Here is a 16362-nt window from a genome sequence, read left to right as displayed (position 1 = left end):
GTTAGATCAACAAGCCGTTTGGTATCTGTATATGGTGCGCTGTGCGGGTGGCCAGTTGTATACCGGCATTACCACGGATATCGACAGACGGTTTGCCGAGCACTGTGCCAATGGCAAGAAGACCGCCAGGTTTTTGCGGGGGAAAGGGCCGCTAAGTTTGGTATATCGCGAGCCGGTTGGAACTAAAGGCGATGCGCTGAGGCGGGAAATTGCGGTAAAAAAACTCAGCCGCCAGCAGAAGTTGAGTCTGATAGGGATCTGCTAACGGCTGACAAAGTGCCAGACAAGAACGGCTCGTCCAGGGGAGGGGGGACTTTGACGACCGCGTACTGCCAAAGTCACGCCGGGAATATTGGAGCTGTAGTGGGTTACTTACGCCCCGCTGTGTTACTGACACCATCAATAATCAAATTGCCTGAACCGGCTTCGACAATATTCAAACTTCCTGCATGACTTATTTGAATATCCCCGGAGCCATCATCAATGGTGACGTTGCCGCTGACGTCAGTTGTGTTGATGCTGCCCGAGCCATCTTTGATATAAAGATCGCCGTTAACACTGGCTACCCTGATCTCACCTGAGCCATCGTCAATGCTGATCCTGCCGGTGTGATGAAGGATATTGATGGCGCCGGAGCCATCGCTGATCTCAAGCTCTCCATGGCTGTTGGTGATATGTATGTCACCGGAGCCATCATCGATGTTGATATTCTGTCCGCCACTGATGACTATATCCCCTGAGCCATCACTGACTTTCAAGTTTAAATTCACGGGAACTTCTACGGTCAAGTCTATGTAGGGGCTGTTTTGCCAGCGGCCTGATGCGTCTGCTTTGGCGATCAGGCGGGCACTGTGAAGGTGTTGCTCCAGAGTCAGTTCATACTCCATCCCCGGCTTGCCATAGATGGTTGCGGTGACTCTAATCTGCTGTAAACCATCGACCTCTTTAATATGTAAATCACCGGCGCCGGTTTCTGCCTGCAGTGCTGACAGCTCTGCGGCGTTGAGGGTTAGCTGGCGGGTCTCCAGAAACTCCGCGCGGTAACCGGAAGCATTCACATTGATAATACAGCCGCTGAGGCCAAGGGTAAGGACTGCTGCAATCAGTGTCTGACGATACATATGACGATTCCTTGTTGTTATAGCTTGATTGACTCGACTACACCCTGAGTCTGTCACGGGCAATTGACCCGGCTGTCAGGAGCTTGCTGTTGACTAAGCAGTTACCATGCCACTTTTTAATTTATTGAATTTAAATGAATTTGTGTTGAAATTGTTGGCGATGGATATAGATGGTTGGTGTTTGTGGCCAATATCCAGCAGGATAGACGAAATCAAATGAGTAATTTCGCCAACCACAGTTATGGTGAGACCTACATGGAAGACTATCTGGAGATCAATCGCAGGGGCTGGGATGCCAGAACCCGTATCCATCTGAATTCACGTTTCTATGATGTGCCGGGATTCCTCGGCGGGAATTCCAGCCTCAACTGTATTGAACTGGCGGCGATTGGCGATGATGTTACCGGCAAAAGCCTGTTGCATCTGCAATGTCACTTTGGACTGGATACCCTCTCCTGGGCGAGATTGGGGGCCAGCGTCACCGGCCTTGATTTGTCCTGTCAGGCAATTGAACAGGCAACGGCACTGACGCGACAAACCGGTTTGGAAGCCAGTTTTGTGTGTGCTGATGTATATCGTGCTCAACAGGTGCTGCAGCGACAATTTGATATTGTTTTCAGCTCTTACGGTGCGCTGTGCTGGCTGCCGGATCTGGATTTGTGGGCGCAAACGGTGCAGTCGTGTCTGAAACCCGGCGGGATTTTCTATCTGGCTGAATTTCATCCAGTTCAGGGACTATTGGCCGGATACCGTTATTTTCACACCCGTGAGCCGGATATCGAAGAAGAAGGCAGCTATACGGAAAATGCCGGTGACAGCTGTGAACGGTTTATGAGCTGGTCACATAGCCTGGCCGATGTCATAGGTTCACTGCTGCGGGCAGGATTACAGCTGATCGAGTTTAAGGAGTTCGACTTCAGTCCCTACAACTGTTTCGAAGGTCTTGAAGAAGTCGCCGAGGGGTGTTTTCAGATGAGGCACGGCGGTCAGACCGTGCCAATGGTATACAGCATCAAGGCGTTGAAGCCCTGACATCGGCGGTACCGTATTTTACGCTGACCTTGTACCGAAGCGGGGCGTTGGACGTTCGGAATTACAGCCCTTTATGGGGACCAAACACCTCGTAGTGGATCTGCTCATCGGCGATCCCCAGGTTGGTCAACTGAGCTTTGACATGGGCCATAAAGCCAACCGGACCGCACAGGTAGAAGTCGCCAGAGGTCGGCAGTTGACCGTTGATGGCATTGAGTTCCATGGTGCCGGAAAAATCATAGTGCTGGCCCTGAATGTCCTGTGGTTGAGGCTCGCGGTACCAGGTATAAGCCGCCAGTCTTTGGTACTGAGCCTGTTTGTGTTTTATCTCATCGGCAAAGGCGTGCACATCGCCATTTTCACTGGCGTGCAGCCACAGGGTTTGGGCAGTGTCTTTAGCCAGTCGTTGGTTCAGCATGCTCATCACCGGCGTCAGTCCCACCCCACCGGAAATCAGAGTCAGTGGTTTGTCATCAGTGGTTTTCAGGAAGAAGTCACCGGCTGGCGGGATCACCTGTAACTCGTCACCCACATTGAATTGCTCATGCAGCAACTGAGACACTGCGCCCTGATCATCACGTTTTACGCTGATGCGATAACGCTTGCCATTGGGCGCATCAGACAGCGAGTACTGACGGATCTCTACGTTCTCCAATTGCGGATGCTCAACCTTCAGACTCAGGTACTGACCCGGTTCAAAGTCCATGACAGGCAAGCCATCAACCGGCGTCAGCTCAAATGAAGTGATAACTGCGGACTCCTGAGTCTTGGCTGTGATACGGAAGGTGCGGGTGCCACGCCAGCCGCCCTGGTGAGTTGCTGCGTCGTCATAGATCTGCGCTTCACGCTGGATAAAGATATTTGCCAGCAACCCATAGGCCTTGCCCCAGGCTTCTATCACTTCATCGGTGACCGCATCCCCCCCCAGTTCCTTAAGGGTTTCCAGCAAGTGATGACCGACGATATTGTACTGCTCGGCGGTGATCAAAAAACCGGTATGTTTTTGGGCGATTTTTTCTACCGCAGGACCTAAGGCTGCCAGGTTGTCGATATTTTTGGCGTAGGCGGCGACTGCGTTGAACAGCGCCACTGGCTGATCCCCTTTACGCTGGTGTGCGAGGTTAAAAATATCTTTAAGTTCAGGATGATGACTGAACATGCGTTGGTAGAAATGTTTGGTCAGTTCTGGGCCTGCAGATTCCAGCAAAGGGATGGTGCTTTTCACGACAGAAATGGTTTTTTGATCCAGCATAGTGGGGCGACCTCTATTAATAAATATTTTATATGCATGTTTTGCGGTAAATCTATACCTGCATTTAATATAGATCAATAAAAATAAATCGCCGGTGTGGTAGGGAGTGATCTGTGTCACTGATTAATCGAATCAAACACTTACAAACCAAATGGTTATTCCGGGTTGCGATCCAACAGCACGGGCCCGGGGCCTTGCTCAGCCAGCCAGTCATCCTGGTTATAGATAGGACAACTCTTCATTGACAGACAACCGCAACCTATACAGCTGCTCATCGAGTCTCGGAGTCGTTGCAGATAACTGATTCGATTGTCTAATTCCTGTTGCCAGCTGGCGGCCAGCTTATCCCAGTCGTCGTTGGTCGGGGTGCGGTTGCCCGGCAGGCTGGCAAACGCCTGTTTGATTTGAGCCAGACTGATCCCCACTTTCTGCGCAGCCTTGATCACCGATACCCGACGCAGCACGTCTTTTTGATATCTGCGCTGATTACCCGCATTGCGCTGGCTAATGATGAGTCCCTTGTCTTCATAAAAGTGCAGAGTCGAGACCTTCACCCCGCAGCGCCGGGCAACATCACCTACTGAAAACTCCATTCATGCCTCCTGCTGAAAAAAAGAGCAAAAAAGCGCTTTACCTCAACTTAACTTGAGGTATTAGGCTTGTAAACAGGTTACAAGGCAGGAGTTGGATATGTACCGCTATAGATGGGAGCACTTCATTCATGTTTTACAGCAGCTGATTAATCACGTCATGGATAACAAATAGGAGCTAAGGATGATAAGACTCGAACACGTTAATCTGGTGGTATCGGATATGGATGCCATGCTGAAGTTTTACCGTGCGGCCATGCCACACTGGCAGGTGCGCGGTGGCGGAGAGAGCAGCTGGTACGGCAAGCCCAGACGCTGGCTGCATTTTGGCGATGACTACAGTTATATCGCCCTGAGTGATAACGGCGAGGGCGGCAACCGGGATCTGACCGGCCATCAGCAGGGGCTGGCGCACTTTGCCTTTGTCACCACGGATCTCAATGCCCTGCGACAGCGCATGCAGGAGGCGGGATACCAAGTCGATAAGGAGGGGCAGTCCACCGAGTTTCGCGACAATGTCTACTATATCGATCCGGCGGGCTTTGAGGTGGAGTTTGTCTGCTATACCAGCGACAACCCGCAGGAGCGCAATAACTATGACTGAGGTGGGAGACTGCATGCTGTCCGGGAAGGTTGCCATCGTCTACTTCAGCCAAACCGTGGTTGCTGAGCAGGTGGCACATGTGGCGTAAGGCATTGAGGATACTGGCGCAGCGGTTGTCAGCCACGCCATCACAGCCAGGGAGCTTGTGGTGGGACGTCTTGTGAATCTGGCTTTGTTTGCCGACGCCTGCTCAGACTTATAGTGCGAGCAGCGCTGGACCGACAAACTGGCGGCAGGCTTTACCTGCAAAGGTTCAGTCAATGGCAATCAGAGTTCGACCTTGCAGTATATGGTAACGGCGGCCAGTCAACATGGCATGTTGCGGCTGGGCCTGGATGCGCTGGCCGGTTACTGGGATACAGGCGTTAATCGGCAGGGTTGCCAGCCCGGCGCCAGTGGTCATGCGCCACCTGTTACAACCCGCAGTGGGCTACAACCCTCTCAGCACGGGATAGACCTGATATTCGCTGTCATAGTAAGGGCTGCGCTCGTAAAACCAGCGCAATCTTGCCTTGGGATTTGCTGCGAAGGTCTGGTCGCTCTGCAGCTTGGCTTCAAACTCAGCTTTAAGCCTGGGGTCAGCGGCCAGCATTTGCTGTGCCAGTGGTTCCACCGCATAGTCTTCAATGTACTCAGTGCGGGTAAATATAGGGTTGAACAGACCCCATTGCAGCAGCGAGTCAGGTGATTGAGGTTCCAGCAGCAGGATAGCGAGGTCGCCGAGCGGTTGTTTGGTCTCTATTTTCACTGTGCCTGCAGGCAACACCTGATTGATGAACGATTTACTGATGTCAGCGTTGACTCTTTGGCGCCCTTCATAGTCCTTTTCTGCGAATACTGGATTGGAAAGGCTGTACCGTTCACCTCTTACCTGAGTGGCTTGCTCCAACCTGGTCATGCGGATCCCGTGAAGCTCCAGCCGGGTAATGACCTCCTGCCACTGGGGCGGGATATAGTAAGCGGCCGGGCGACTGACGCTGATTGCCGGTCGGGTACTGCCTTCAACCGGCAGTTGTGCATAGAGTTTGGGCTCTCCGCTCCAGCGCACAACCCTGTCACCACTGATTGGGCTGGTTTCAACCTCATAACCCATACCTTTAAAGTCCCAGGTAAAAGGTTGGATTTCGTTTTGCCAGCTAAGTGTGACGCGCTGTGGATAGGCGTATCTGTCTTTATGTATGGCCGCCTGCAGACTGATGGCATCTTTTGCCAGAGTCCTGAGAGTTTGTTCCATCAGTACGTAAGTACCCAAGACCCTCTGTTTATAGGGTTTAAGACTGTGGTTTTCCACCAGAATAGTGGGCAGGTGCCGGGCGTCACCATAACCGTTGGAATACCTGGGGGACGGATTCCAGTAACTCATTCCTTTGGTGATATCGGCGTTATCCAGGGCAAATACCAGAGGCCCGGGGATATGCCCTGCCTCACCTAGCGCCTGCTCGATGGCGGGACGATAACGACTTTCCAGCCATTGATAGGTTGCCGGGCTCAGTCCCTGTCTGGTGTTGTAACCAAAGGTGACATCATATTGGTAGTCAATGCCGTCGGTGACATGGACATCAATATAAAGATCCGGCTGCCACAGGTTGATGGCCTGCAGCAGGTGTTGCATCTCAGGCGCATCGGCCTTGGCATAGTCACGGTTGAGATTCAGATTGGTTGCCGTGGTGCGCCAGCCCATGTTCACCGGACCGCGCTGATTCACCCGATTGGTATCACTTTGACGTTCGTGACCATCCACGTTGAATATGGGAATAAACAGCAGATTGGCGTGCTGCAGAAGTGGCGCTTTATCGCCGGTAACTATATCCCGAAGCAACATCATGCCGGCATCTTTGCCATCGATTTCACCGGCATGAATGCCCGCCTGAATCAGAACTGTGGGTTTATCCCGCTGTGCCAGCTCTGCCGGTGTGGCGGCTCCGTCAGCCGTGGCGATGACCATCCAGATATCCCGCCCCTGAGGACTCTTGCCCAGGCTGACTTTGTTGAGCATCGGGGAGTATGCAATCAGCTTGTCCAGCCAGGCCATGCTGGTCTCGTAGTCTGGACTGATACGACCATTGCTGAGTTCAAAGTCAGTCACCCAGGGATGATCAGCAGGTTTGAGCAGGGCTTCGCTGCGACCCTGCCAAAGATGTATCGGAGGCAGAATTGCATCGTTGATATATTGCTCAGTGGTATTGTCGGCGGCGGCCACAGAGCCGGTCATCAGGGTTAATACGCACAGCAGGATAGGATTACGCTGAAAGGCCATTTGGGCTGTCTCCATGGTGGCTTTGTTGCGACAAAGTGCGCCACTCTGTTTTTGATGAAGGTTCATAAATTGCGCAAGGTGAGTGGGCTTGTCAAGCAGGGGGACTGATTGGCGCAGTAAAGATTCTTGTTATTCATGTAAATAAAAACGGCTCCTATGGGAGCCGTTGATTTGGTTATGCAGGTTTGTCAGCCGCGGGGACCAGCATTGCGGATAGAATCCGGTACCTGATATTTGGCAAAGTTCTCATTGAATGCATGTGCCAGCTTGGCGGCGTACTCGGCATAGGCCGCTTTGTCTTCCCAGGTATTGATAGGGTTGAGCAGCTGACTGTCGACACCGGGAACAGCCACAGGTACATCCAGATTGAGCGCGTCCAGGTGTTGAGTCTCCACACTGGCTAACTCGCCTGACACAATGGCATCCACAATGGCACGGGTAACCGGAATATCGAAGCGCTTACCGACACCGTATGGACCACCTGTCCAGCCGGTATTGACCAGATACACCTGACTGCCGAACGACTCGATCCGCTTCATCAGCAGCTCAGCATAGACGCCGGCAGGACGCGGGAAGAAGGGAGCACCAAAACAGGTCGAGAAGGTGGACTGAATGGCAGAAGTTGAGCCCATTTCGGTGGAGCCAACTTTGGCTGTGTAACCGGACAGAAAGTGGTAGGCGGCCTGCTCTTTGGACAGACGGGCGACCGGTGGCAACACGCCTGAGACATCGCAGGTCAGGAACACCACGGCATTGGGTTCTGCGCCACGATTACTTTCAACCCGACGGGCGATATGCTCCAGTGGGTAGGCTGCGCGGGTGTTTTCAGTCAGTGAGCTGTCGTGATAATCGGGTACCCGCTTGGCATCCATCACCACGTTTTCCAGTACTGTGCCAAAGCGAATGGCATCCCAAATCACTGGCTCATTCTTCTGGCTCAGATCAATACACTTGGCGTAACAGCCACCTTCGATATTGAATACGCCACCGGGCGCCCAGCCATGTTCGTCATCACCGATGAGGAAGCGCTTGGGATCAGCAGACAGCGTAGTTTTACCTGTACCGGACAGGCCAAAGAACAGCGTGGTGTCGCCTTGCTCACCGACGTTGGCAGAGCAGTGCATGGGCAAAACGCCTTTGGCGGGCAGCAGGAAGTTCTGTACCGAGAACATGGACTTCTTCATCTCCCCGGCGTACTTGAGACCGGCCAGCAATACTTTGCGATCGGCAAAGTTGATGATGACAGTGGCTTCTGAGTTGGTGCCATCGCGCTCGGGAACACACTCAAAGCTCGGCGCGTTGATGATCTGCCAGGGGGCCTTGGCGGCGACATTGTATTGCTCAGGTTCGATAAACAGGTTGCGGGCGAACACCTGATGCCAGGCATATTCAGTGGTGACCTCCACCGGCAGGTAATGTTCAGGATCTGCACCGACTTCCAGCTCGGAGATGAACACTTCTTTACCACTCAGGTAGTCAGCTACCCGATTCCACAGTGCGGTAAATTTTTCCGGTGCGAAGGGCTTGTTAACACTGCCCCAGTCGATGTCCTGCTCTGATGAGGCTTCTTTGACGATGAATCTGTCGTTGGGAGAACGGCCAGTGCGTTCTCCGGTTTTCGCTACCAATGCACCATTGGCTGTCAGGTGTCCCTCGCCGCGGGCGATGGACAACTCGATCAGTGCTGCCGTGGTGAGGTTCTTATGTACGCGGTTGGCTCCGTCCGCCATAAGTCAGGTCTCCATTATTTTGTAGGGTCTGTCGGGTGTTGGCCAGTCAGAATGGGCTGACTGCCGCAGATGCCAAATTATTCTTGTCATGGTCCGTGATTTGCGATCTGGGCCGCTTGCCTGTGCAGACCTGTGGTGTTAGGTGACATCTGTAGCTGGAGTGTAACCCAAAGGTGTTTGTTTTGTAATCTTGCGACGAGGGAAAATTTGTTCTTTTTTGGTATGACCAATGAACCCGGAAGCCTTGTTTATATGGGGATTGGCCGATAAGTGCGTGCGGATAATGATAAAAATAGGGTCTTTAATGAAAAACCGGTGTGCAGTTACTGAAAACGGATAAAAAAACGCTCCGAAGACGCCTCCGGAGCGTGACTTAGATTATTAAGTCTTTCTGCTTACTGCTGAGCAGCAGGAGCTGTTTGATTGGCAAAAATGCCTTCGATGTCGATACTGTCGAAAACATACTTGCTGTTGCAGTATTCACAACCCATTTCAATCTTGCCTTCGTCTGCCAGAATGGCGTCGACTTCAGTCTTGTCCAGGGTGCGAATGGCTGCCGCGCTGCGCTCGCGGGAGCAGGTACACTTGAAGCTCACCGGAATGGGGTCGAACAGACGAACCTCTTCCTGATGATACAGACGATGCAGCACTTCCTCTGCATCCAGTTCCAGCAACTCTTCAGCCTTGATGGTGGCAGTCAGTTGCGTCAGATGGTCAAACTCCAGATTTTCCCCTTCACCCGGCAATACCTGCAACAACATACCTGCTGCCTTGGTGTCGCTGCTGAACAACCAGATCCGGGTTGGTAACTGTTCGGACTGAGCAAAGTACTCTTCCAGGCATTCCGCCAGGGTTGGTTTGTCCAACGCCACGACACCCTGATAACGTTCACCTTCATCCGGTGTCAGGGTAATGACCATATAGCCTTTACCGAACAGCTCGGTCAGAGTGGCGCTTTCCGGCAGTTCTTCGCTATAGCGCGCGACGCCACGCATTTCCTGATTGTTGTTGCCATTGATGACGGCCAGGGTAACCGGGCCATTACCCTGCAGCTGAATACCAATATCGCCGCTGAACTTAAGGGTTGCAGTCAGCAACGAGGTTGCTGCCAACAACTCACCCAACAGCTGCTTGATGACGCCGGGATAAGGATGGCTGTTAATAATGTGCTGAAAGCTGTCTTCCAGTTGTACCAGTTCGCCACGCACATCGGCGTTTTCGAACAGGTAACGGTATAGATTGTCTTGGTTCATGGATGGTTTCACCCTCAGATATCTTTAAAGCGTATGATGGCCCGACGCTGCTTCTTGTCCGGCTTATGATCCGGAGCCGGATTGTGCAGGATATTCAGGCGTCGGGCTTCTGCATTCTGTTCACGTTTTCTTACACTTTCTGCCGTTTCTTCGTACAGCAGCTGCGCCTCTTTTGCGCCCCGACGAGTGTCGCTAAGTTGTTTGATTACGACCTCTTTATCGTCATATCCCTGGCGTAATCTGATCAGGGCTCCAACTTCGGCATTCTTGCTGGATTTGGGGCGCTGGCCGTTGTAATGTACCTTACCACCGTTGATCATCTCTTTTGCGATGGCACGGGTCTTGTAAAAGCGGGCAGCCCAAAGCCATTTATCCAGTCGGACAGCTTTGGCTTGTTCCTGTGTTTGAGTCATAGGGTCTGGTGCCTGAATTAACGATGTAGACGCAGGACAGAATTGCCGATTGAGCGCCGTTTGGCGACTCAAATAGCGGGGCAGAGTCAGGCGCGAAACTTACCATAATTGGTGAAAATTAGCCAACGCCCCATATGTTGCTGACTTGTTGCCAACCACTGTGGTGGGTTAGCATGAGTTCGCTAAATAAAGAGATAATCAGATTAGAGGCCAGTCAGGCCCGGTGAATATGGATTTATTGGATAAGTTTTTCAGCAGGGTAAGCCAAGTCCCGCAAAAACCTGTCAGTGTCGGGGTGTTTTGGCTATTGGTCATTACCGCCCTATATCTGGCCGCACAGATCAGCTGGAAGCTGGTACCCTCCCAACCTTCTGCAGTGGTTTGGCAACCAACGCTTTCTTCCGTTGACACAGCCAGTGGCAGTGCACATTCCATTGAGTCGCTCAAGTCGTTGGCGCTGTTTGGTAAAGTGTCTGACAAGCCTAAAAATCCCAAGCCCGAACCTGTGGCTGAAATCATTACTGATGCCCCCAAAACAACCTTGTCTATACAACTGACCGGGGTGGTGGCATCGACGGCTGAGCGTAACGGGTTGGCGGTGATTGAATCCCGTGGCAGCCAGGACACCTACAGCCTGGGTGACAAGATCAGTGGCACTTCAGCTTCGCTCAAAGAGGTGTATGCCGACAGAGTTATCATCACCAATAACGGCCGTTATGAAACGCTGATGCTAGATGGTTTGCAGTACACCACTCAAAGTGATGCCAATACCAGATTGCAGGAAGCCAAGGTTGAGCGTCTTGATCAGCGCGACAACAAAGACATTACGCAGGAGCTTGAATACTCTCGCGATTTGTTGCTCGAAGACCCAGGTAAAATTACCGATTTTATTGCTATTTCACCGATTCGGATTGACGGCGAAGTGGCAGGATATCGTCTGAATCCGGGTAAGGATCCCAGTCTGTTTAAGGCGGCGGGATTTGAGCCCAATGATCTGGCGAAATCCATCAATGGTTATGATCTGACCGATATGGCGCAGTCCATTGATGTGATGGCACAGCTGCCGACACTGACGGAAGTGTCAGTGATGGTCGAACGCCAGGGACAACTGGTGGAAATCTTATTCAGTTTGCCGCAGCAGTGAACACGAAGCAGGGGAAAAAACAATGAACAACAAGGGCTTTCGACGCAAGCTGATCGCCACTCTGGTTGCCGGTGCGGCGATGCTGGCTCAGCCGGCCTGGTCTGAACAATATGCGGCTAACTTTAAGGGCACTGATATTCAGGAATTTATCAATATCGTTGGTAAGAACCTGAACAAGACCATCATAGTCGACCCAACCATTCGCGGAAAAATCAACGTCCGCAGTTATGATCTGCTCAATGATGAACAGTATTACCAGTTCTTCCTCAATGTGCTGCAGGTGTATGGCTACGCCGTGGTGGAGATGGAGAACAACATCATCAAGGTACTCAAGGATAAGGATGCCAAGCTGTCCAATATCCGGGTGGCTGATGACAGCATTCCGGGGAGCGGTGATGAGCTGGTTACCCGTATCGTGCCGCTGTATAACACTGAAGCCAAGCAGTTGGCGCCTTTGCTGCGTCAGCTGAACGACAATGCCGGTGGCGGTAACGTGGTCAACTATGACCCCTCCAACGTGTTGATGATCACCGGCCGCGCTGCCGTGGTGAATAAGCTGGTGGATATAGTCAACCGGGTTGATCAGCAGGGTGATGTAGAAACCCAGGTGGTTAATCTCAAGTACGCTTCCGCGTCGGAAATCGTCCGTATTATCGATACCCTTTACCGCGCCTCAGCCAATCAGGCGCAAATGCCGGGTCAGGCACCCAAGGTGGTGGCTGATGAGCGTATCAACGCGGTGATTGTCAGCGGTGACCAAAAGAGCCGTGAGCGGGTGGTTGAGCTGATTAAGAAGCTGGATGAAGAGCAGGCCAGCAACGGTAATACCAAAGTGCGTTATCTGCGCTATGCCAAGGCTGAAGATCTGGTGGAAGTACTGACCGGCTTTGCTGAAAAGCTGGAAGAGGAAAAAGGCGGCGGCCAGCCGAAATCAGGCCGTAACAGCAAAATCAATATCATGGCCCATACCGACACCAATGCTCTGGTGATCAGTGCCGAGCCTGATCAGATGCGCACGCTTGAAAGTGTGATCAATCAACTCGATATCCGCCGTGCTCAGGTGCTGGTGGAAGCCATTATCGTGGAAGTTGCCGAAGGCGACGATGTGGGCTTTGGTGTGCAATGGGCTACGGCTGCCGGTGGTGGCACCCAGTTCAACAACCTGGGTCCCACAATTGGTGAGATAGGTGCGGGGATTTGGCAGGCAAGGCCTGAAGAGGGTACTTACATTACCAACCCCAATACCGGTGACGTTATTGGCAAGAACCCGGATAAGAAGGGTGATATCACTCTGCTGGCACAGGCACTGGGTAAAGTGAATGGCATGGCCTGGGGGGTGACCATGGGTGACTTCGGCGCGCTGATGCAGGCGGTGTCTTCCGATACCAACTCCAACGTGCTGGCGACACCATCTATTACCACTCTGGACAACCAGGAAGCTTCTTTCATCGTGGGTGATGAGGTACCGGTACTGACCGGCGCCCAGAACTCCTCCAACGGTAACTCCAACCCCTTCCAGACTGTAGAGCGTAAGGAAGTGGGGGTGAAGCTGAAGGTGGTTCCGCAGATCAACGAAGGCACCTCGGTGAAGCTGACCATTGAGCAGGAAGTATCCGGTATTAACGGGAAAACCGGCGTGGATGTGACCTTTGCGACCCGCCGTTTGACCACGACTGTGATGGCTGACTCAGGTGAAATCGTGGTGCTGGGTGGTCTTATTAACGAAGAGGTGCAGGAAAGCGTGCAGAAGGTACCTTTCCTGGGCGATATCCCGATCATTGGTCACCTGTTCAAGTCATCCAGCAGCGGCAAGAAGAAAAAGAATCTGATGGTGTTTATCAAACCAACCATCATCCGTGACGGCGCCACCATGGAAGGCATTGCCGGTCGCAAGTACAACTACTTCCGAGCCTTGCAACTGGAGCAGCAGGAGCGCGGTGTCAACCTGATGCCAAATACCAATGTGCCTGTACTGGAAGAGTGGAAACAGGAAGAGTATCTGTCGCCTGAAGTGAATGAGATCCTGGAGCGCTATAAGGATGGCAAAGGGCTGGATACCAAGTTGCGCCAGACCGACTCTACCCTGAAAACCCTGGATGAGCAGAAGCAGAAAGATCAATCCCATGACTAATCCACAGCCGCAGGAAACCCGCGATGAGCTGGCCGCCATGTCCACTGAGATTGGCATGGAAGTGGAGTCTCAGGGCGATGAGGTATTTGAAACCGTCAGCAAGGAGCGTTTGCCATTTGCTTTCGCTCATCGCTTTACCCTGGTGCTTGCCAAAACCGATGATCAGCCGCTGACGCTGTATTACACCGAAGCAACGCCGGTCGAAGCCATGCTGGAAGCCAGGCGCTTTACCGGCAAAGAGCTGCCATTGGTGAAACTGAGTCAATCTGAGTTTGAAGCCAAACTGACTCAGGCGTATCAGGCCAATTCATCGGAAGCCCAGCAGCTGATGGAAGATCTGGGCAACGAGATGGACCTGTTCACTCTGGCCGAAGAGTTGCCCCAGACTGAAGATCTGCTGGAAGGGGACGATGATGCGCCGATCATCAGGCTGATCAACGCCCTGCTGTCCGAGGCCATCAAAGAAGAAGCCTCGGATATCCACATTGAAACCTATGAAAAGCAGCTGGTGGTGCGCTTCCGGGTGGATGGTGTACTGAAAGAAGTGCTCAAACCCAACCGCAAGCTGTCGTCTCTGCTGGTCTCCCGTATCAAAGTTATGGCGCGCCTGGATATCGCCGAGAAGCGGGTGCCTCAGGATGGCCGTATCTCGCTGCGGATCGGTGGTCGTGCCGTGGATGTGCGGGTATCGACCATGCCTTCAAGCCATGGTGAGCGGGTTGTGCTGCGTTTGTTGGACAAGAATGCCGGCAAGCTGAACCTGGCGCAGCTGGGGATGACGCCGTCGGTGCGTAAACAGTTTGACGAGCTTATTCGCAAACCCCACGGCATTATTCTGGTGACCGGACCAACGGGCTCGGGTAAGAGTACCACCCTGTATGCCGGTTTGACGGAAATCAACACCCGGGATACCAATATCCTGACGGTGGAAGACCCTATCGAATACGAGCTGGAGGGCATAGGTCAGACACAGGTTAACACCAAGGTGGATATGACCTTTGCCCGGGGACTGCGCGCCATTTTACGTCAGGACCCTGATGTGGTGATGATAGGTGAAATCCGCGATCTGGAAACGGCGCAAATTGCGGTGCAGGCGTCGTTGACCGGTCACCTGGTAATTTCCACGCTGCATACCAATACCGCCTCAGGTGCCATTACCCGTTTGCAGGATATGGGGGTTGAACCTTTCCTGGTGTCGTCCAGTTTACTCGGCGTGCTGGCCCAGCGGCTGGTGCGCACCCTGTGCAGGGACTGTAAAGAAGCCCACAGCCCGGATGAGCGTGAGCGAGAGCTGCTGGGTATGGCTGCGGATGAGCAGACCATGATCTATCGCGCCAAAGGCTGCAAGCATTGCGGCTACAACGGCTATCGTGGCCGGACCGGTATTCATGAATTGCTGGTGGTGGATGATCATGTGCGTGAGCTGATCCATGGTGGTCGCGGTGAGCTGGCCATTGAAAAATATGTCCGCAAGCATACGCCCAGTATCCGTTTTGATGGTATGGCGAAAGTCAGGGCAGGCATTACTACCCTGGAAGAAGTGCTGCGTGTGACCCGGGAGGAATAATCCATGCCGGCGTTTGAATACAAGGCACTTGATCGAACAGGTAAACAGAACAAAGGGGTTATCGAAGCTGATACCGCCCGCCATGCACGTTCCCAATTGCGGGATCAGGGCTTGATGCCGCTGGATATTCAGCCTGTGGTGGAAAAGGAAACCCGCGCCGCCGGTGGTGGTTTCAGTTTGTTCAAGCGCAAAATCTCCACCGCCGAACTGGCCCTGCTGACCCGCCAGCTGGCGACTCTGGTGGCTGCCGGACTGCCGGTGGAAGAGGCGCTCAAAGCGGTGGGACAGCAGTGTGAAAAGGACCGGCTGGCATCCATGATCATGGCGGTCCGCTCCCGGGTGGTAGAGGGCTACTCGCTGGCAGATTCCATGGCCGAATTCCCCCATGTGTTTGATGATCTGTACCGCGCCATGGTGGCGTCCGGTGAAAAATCCGGTCACCTGGAAGTGGTGCTTAACCGTCTGGCCGATTACACAGAGCGCCGCCAACAGCTGAAAAGCAAGCTGACTCAGGCGATGATCTATCCGATAGTGCTCACCATGGTGGCCATAGGCGTGATTGCTGTGCTGCTGACCGCAGTAGTGCCCAAGGTGGTCGATCAATTTGTGCATATGGGACAGGAACTGCCCTGGACCACGCAGTTGCTGATCGCCAGCTCAGAATTTCTGCAGCAGTATGGTGTGCTTATTCTGGGACTGATTGTGGCGGCGGTGATTCTGTTTCAGCGATTGCTGACCAATCCCGGATTCAGACTGAAATATGATACGGCACTGCTGAAAATGCCGGTGGTGGGTAAAGTCAGCAGGGGCCTGAATACCGCCCGTTTTGCCCGGACCCTGAGTATTCTGTCGGCCAGTTCGGTGCCGCTGCTTGATGGTATGCGTATCGCCAGTGATGTGCTGCAGAATGTGCGGGTGCGTGAAGCCGTGCAGGATGCCACAGCCCGGGTCCGGGAAGGCACCAGTCTGGGGACGGCGCTGACCAATACCAAATTGTTTCCGGCCATGATGCTGTACATGATCAGCTCAGGGGAAAAGAGTGGCGAGCTGGAGCAGATGCTTGAGCGCGCAGCGGACAATCAGGACAGGGAATTTGAGTCCAACGTCAACATCGCCCTGGGGGTGTTTGAACCCATGTTGGTGGTATCTATGGCGGGGGTGGTGCTGTTTATCGTACTGGCTATCCTGCAGCCGATTTTGCAGCTGAACAATATGATCAGCGGCTGACTTAAGCATATAACCCGGCCCGGGCAGGGCACTGTTGAAGG

Annotated in this window: 14 protein-coding genes and 1 pseudogene; 7 read left to right on the top strand and 8 right to left on the bottom strand. The window is 53.1% G+C overall.

The features are described from left to right. Positions 1–13: 13 nt before the first annotated feature. Positions 14–265: pseudogene (locus ACRRUX_RS16650) on the top strand (GIY-YIG nuclease family protein); the annotation flags it as partial. A 103-nt stretch (positions 266–368) separates the two neighbouring features. Here the strand turns inward: ACRRUX_RS16650 and ACRRUX_RS16645 are convergent. Then, positions 369–1121, bottom strand: a complete 753-nt coding sequence (locus ACRRUX_RS16645; RefSeq protein WP_432532376.1) for a DUF4097 family beta strand repeat-containing protein — start codon at positions 1119–1121, stop codon at positions 369–371. A gap of 216 nt (positions 1122–1337) precedes the next feature. Here ACRRUX_RS16645 and ACRRUX_RS16640 point away from each other — a divergent pair, with 216 nt between their 5' ends. Further along, a complete protein-coding gene (locus tag ACRRUX_RS16640) occupies positions 1338–2153 on the top strand; it encodes a class I SAM-dependent methyltransferase (protein ID WP_432532374.1) in 816 nt (271 codons plus the stop codon). Between the two features lie 61 nt (positions 2154–2214). Here ACRRUX_RS16640 and hmpA read toward each other — a convergent pair whose 3' ends face one another. Then, positions 2215–3405, bottom strand: a complete 1191-nt coding sequence (hmpA, locus tag ACRRUX_RS16635; protein ID WP_432532372.1) for an NO-inducible flavohemoprotein — start codon at positions 3403–3405, stop codon at positions 2215–2217. A gap of 155 nt (positions 3406–3560) precedes the next feature. After that, positions 3561–3998, bottom strand: coding sequence for a redox-sensitive transcriptional activator SoxR (gene soxR, locus ACRRUX_RS16630; RefSeq protein ID WP_432532370.1), 438 nt, complete (start codon positions 3996–3998; stop codon positions 3561–3563). 181 nt (positions 3999–4179) lie between these two features. Here soxR and ACRRUX_RS16625 point away from each other — a divergent pair, with 181 nt between their 5' ends. After that, positions 4180–4599, top strand: coding sequence for a VOC family protein (locus ACRRUX_RS16625; RefSeq protein WP_432532368.1), 420 nt, complete (start codon positions 4180–4182; stop codon positions 4597–4599). 253 nt (positions 4600–4852) lie between these two features. Here ACRRUX_RS16625 and ACRRUX_RS16620 read toward each other — a convergent pair whose 3' ends face one another. The 5 genes from ACRRUX_RS16620 to hslR all read right to left on the bottom strand — a co-directional run bounded on the left by ACRRUX_RS16620 (position 4853) and on the right by hslR (position 10252). Next, positions 4853–5002: a hypothetical protein gene (locus ACRRUX_RS16620; RefSeq protein WP_432532366.1), complete on the bottom strand. Its 150-nt coding sequence runs from the start codon at positions 5000–5002 to the stop codon at positions 4853–4855. Positions 5003–5029: 27 nt separating this feature from the next. Beyond that, on the bottom strand, positions 5030–6856 hold the full coding sequence (locus ACRRUX_RS16615) for a M14 family metallopeptidase (protein WP_432532364.1): 1827 nt from the start codon (positions 6854–6856) through the stop codon (positions 5030–5032). A 188-nt stretch (positions 6857–7044) separates the two neighbouring features. Further along, positions 7045–8586: a phosphoenolpyruvate carboxykinase gene (locus ACRRUX_RS16610; protein ID WP_432532362.1), complete on the bottom strand. Its 1542-nt coding sequence runs from the start codon at positions 8584–8586 to the stop codon at positions 7045–7047. Between the two features lie 395 nt (positions 8587–8981). Then, positions 8982–9839 carry an Hsp33 family molecular chaperone HslO gene (gene hslO, locus ACRRUX_RS16605; RefSeq protein ID WP_432532360.1) on the bottom strand — a complete coding sequence of 286 codons (858 nt, stop codon included), beginning with the start codon at positions 9837–9839 and terminating at the stop codon, positions 8982–8984. A gap of 14 nt (positions 9840–9853) precedes the next feature. Next, positions 9854–10252, bottom strand: a complete 399-nt coding sequence (hslR, locus tag ACRRUX_RS16600; RefSeq protein ID WP_432532358.1) for a ribosome-associated heat shock protein Hsp15 — start codon at positions 10250–10252, stop codon at positions 9854–9856. A gap of 229 nt (positions 10253–10481) precedes the next feature. Between hslR and gspC the strand changes: the two genes are divergently transcribed. The 4 genes from gspC to gspF are packed head-to-tail and all read left to right on the top strand — an operon-like array spanning position 10482 to position 16321. Then, a complete protein-coding gene (gspC, locus tag ACRRUX_RS16595) occupies positions 10482–11396 on the top strand; it encodes a type II secretion system protein GspC (protein WP_432532356.1) in 915 nt (304 codons plus the stop codon). Positions 11397–11418: 22 nt separating this feature from the next. Continuing rightward, positions 11419–13527, top strand: a complete 2109-nt coding sequence (gspD, locus tag ACRRUX_RS16590) for a type II secretion system secretin GspD (protein ID WP_432532354.1) — start codon at positions 11419–11421, stop codon at positions 13525–13527. Next, complete coding sequence (gene gspE / locus ACRRUX_RS16585; protein WP_432532352.1) at positions 13520–15094, top strand: type II secretion system ATPase GspE; 1575 nt, start codon at positions 13520–13522, stop codon at positions 15092–15094. The genes gspD and gspE overlap by 8 nt, the downstream gene beginning before the upstream one ends. 3 nt (positions 15095–15097) lie before the next feature. Next, on the top strand, positions 15098–16321 hold the full coding sequence (gspF, locus tag ACRRUX_RS16580) for a type II secretion system inner membrane protein GspF (protein WP_432532350.1): 1224 nt from the start codon (positions 15098–15100) through the stop codon (positions 16319–16321). Positions 16322–16362: the final 41 nt, after the last annotated feature.

The organism is Shewanella sp. GXUN23E (assembly GCF_050865035.1).
In the GTDB taxonomy this organism is placed as follows: Bacteria; Pseudomonadota; Gammaproteobacteria; order Enterobacterales; family Shewanellaceae; genus Shewanella.
The sequence above is the reverse complement of the archived record's forward strand: the minus strand, read 5'-3'. Positions and strand labels throughout refer to the sequence as shown.

Bases quoted from the DNA above. Each gene is read 5' to 3' on its own strand.
- ACRRUX_RS16610 (WP_432532362.1), bottom strand. From the start codon at position 8,586: ATGGCGGACGGAGCCAACCGCGTACATAAGAACCTCACCACGGCAGCA.
- hslR (WP_432532358.1), bottom strand. From the start codon at position 10,252: ATGACTCAAACACAGGAACAAGCCAAAGCTGTCCGACTGGATAAATGG.
- gspD (WP_432532354.1), top strand. From the start codon at position 11,419: ATGAACAACAAGGGCTTTCGACGCAAGCTGATCGCCACTCTGGTTGCC.
- ACRRUX_RS16645 (WP_432532376.1), bottom strand. From the start codon at position 1,121: ATGTATCGTCAGACACTGATTGCAGCAGTCCTTACCCTTGGCCTCAGC.
- ACRRUX_RS16625 (WP_432532368.1), top strand. From the start codon at position 4,180: ATGATAAGACTCGAACACGTTAATCTGGTGGTATCGGATATGGATGCC.
- gspC (WP_432532356.1), top strand. From the start codon at position 10,482: ATGGATTTATTGGATAAGTTTTTCAGCAGGGTAAGCCAAGTCCCGCAA.
- hslO (WP_432532360.1), bottom strand. From the start codon at position 9,839: ATGAACCAAGACAATCTATACCGTTACCTGTTCGAAAACGCCGATGTG.
- gspE (WP_432532352.1), top strand. From the start codon at position 13,520: ATGACTAATCCACAGCCGCAGGAAACCCGCGATGAGCTGGCCGCCATG.
- gspF (WP_432532350.1), top strand. From the start codon at position 15,098: ATGCCGGCGTTTGAATACAAGGCACTTGATCGAACAGGTAAACAGAAC.
- soxR (WP_432532370.1), bottom strand. From the start codon at position 3,998: ATGGAGTTTTCAGTAGGTGATGTTGCCCGGCGCTGCGGGGTGAAGGTC.
- hmpA (WP_432532372.1), bottom strand. From the start codon at position 3,405: ATGCTGGATCAAAAAACCATTTCTGTCGTGAAAAGCACCATCCCTTTG.
- ACRRUX_RS16620 (WP_432532366.1), bottom strand. From the start codon at position 5,002: ATGACCACTGGCGCCGGGCTGGCAACCCTGCCGATTAACGCCTGTATC.
- ACRRUX_RS16640 (WP_432532374.1), top strand. From the start codon at position 1,338: ATGAGTAATTTCGCCAACCACAGTTATGGTGAGACCTACATGGAAGAC.
- ACRRUX_RS16615 (WP_432532364.1), bottom strand. From the start codon at position 6,856: ATGGCCTTTCAGCGTAATCCTATCCTGCTGTGCGTATTAACCCTGATG.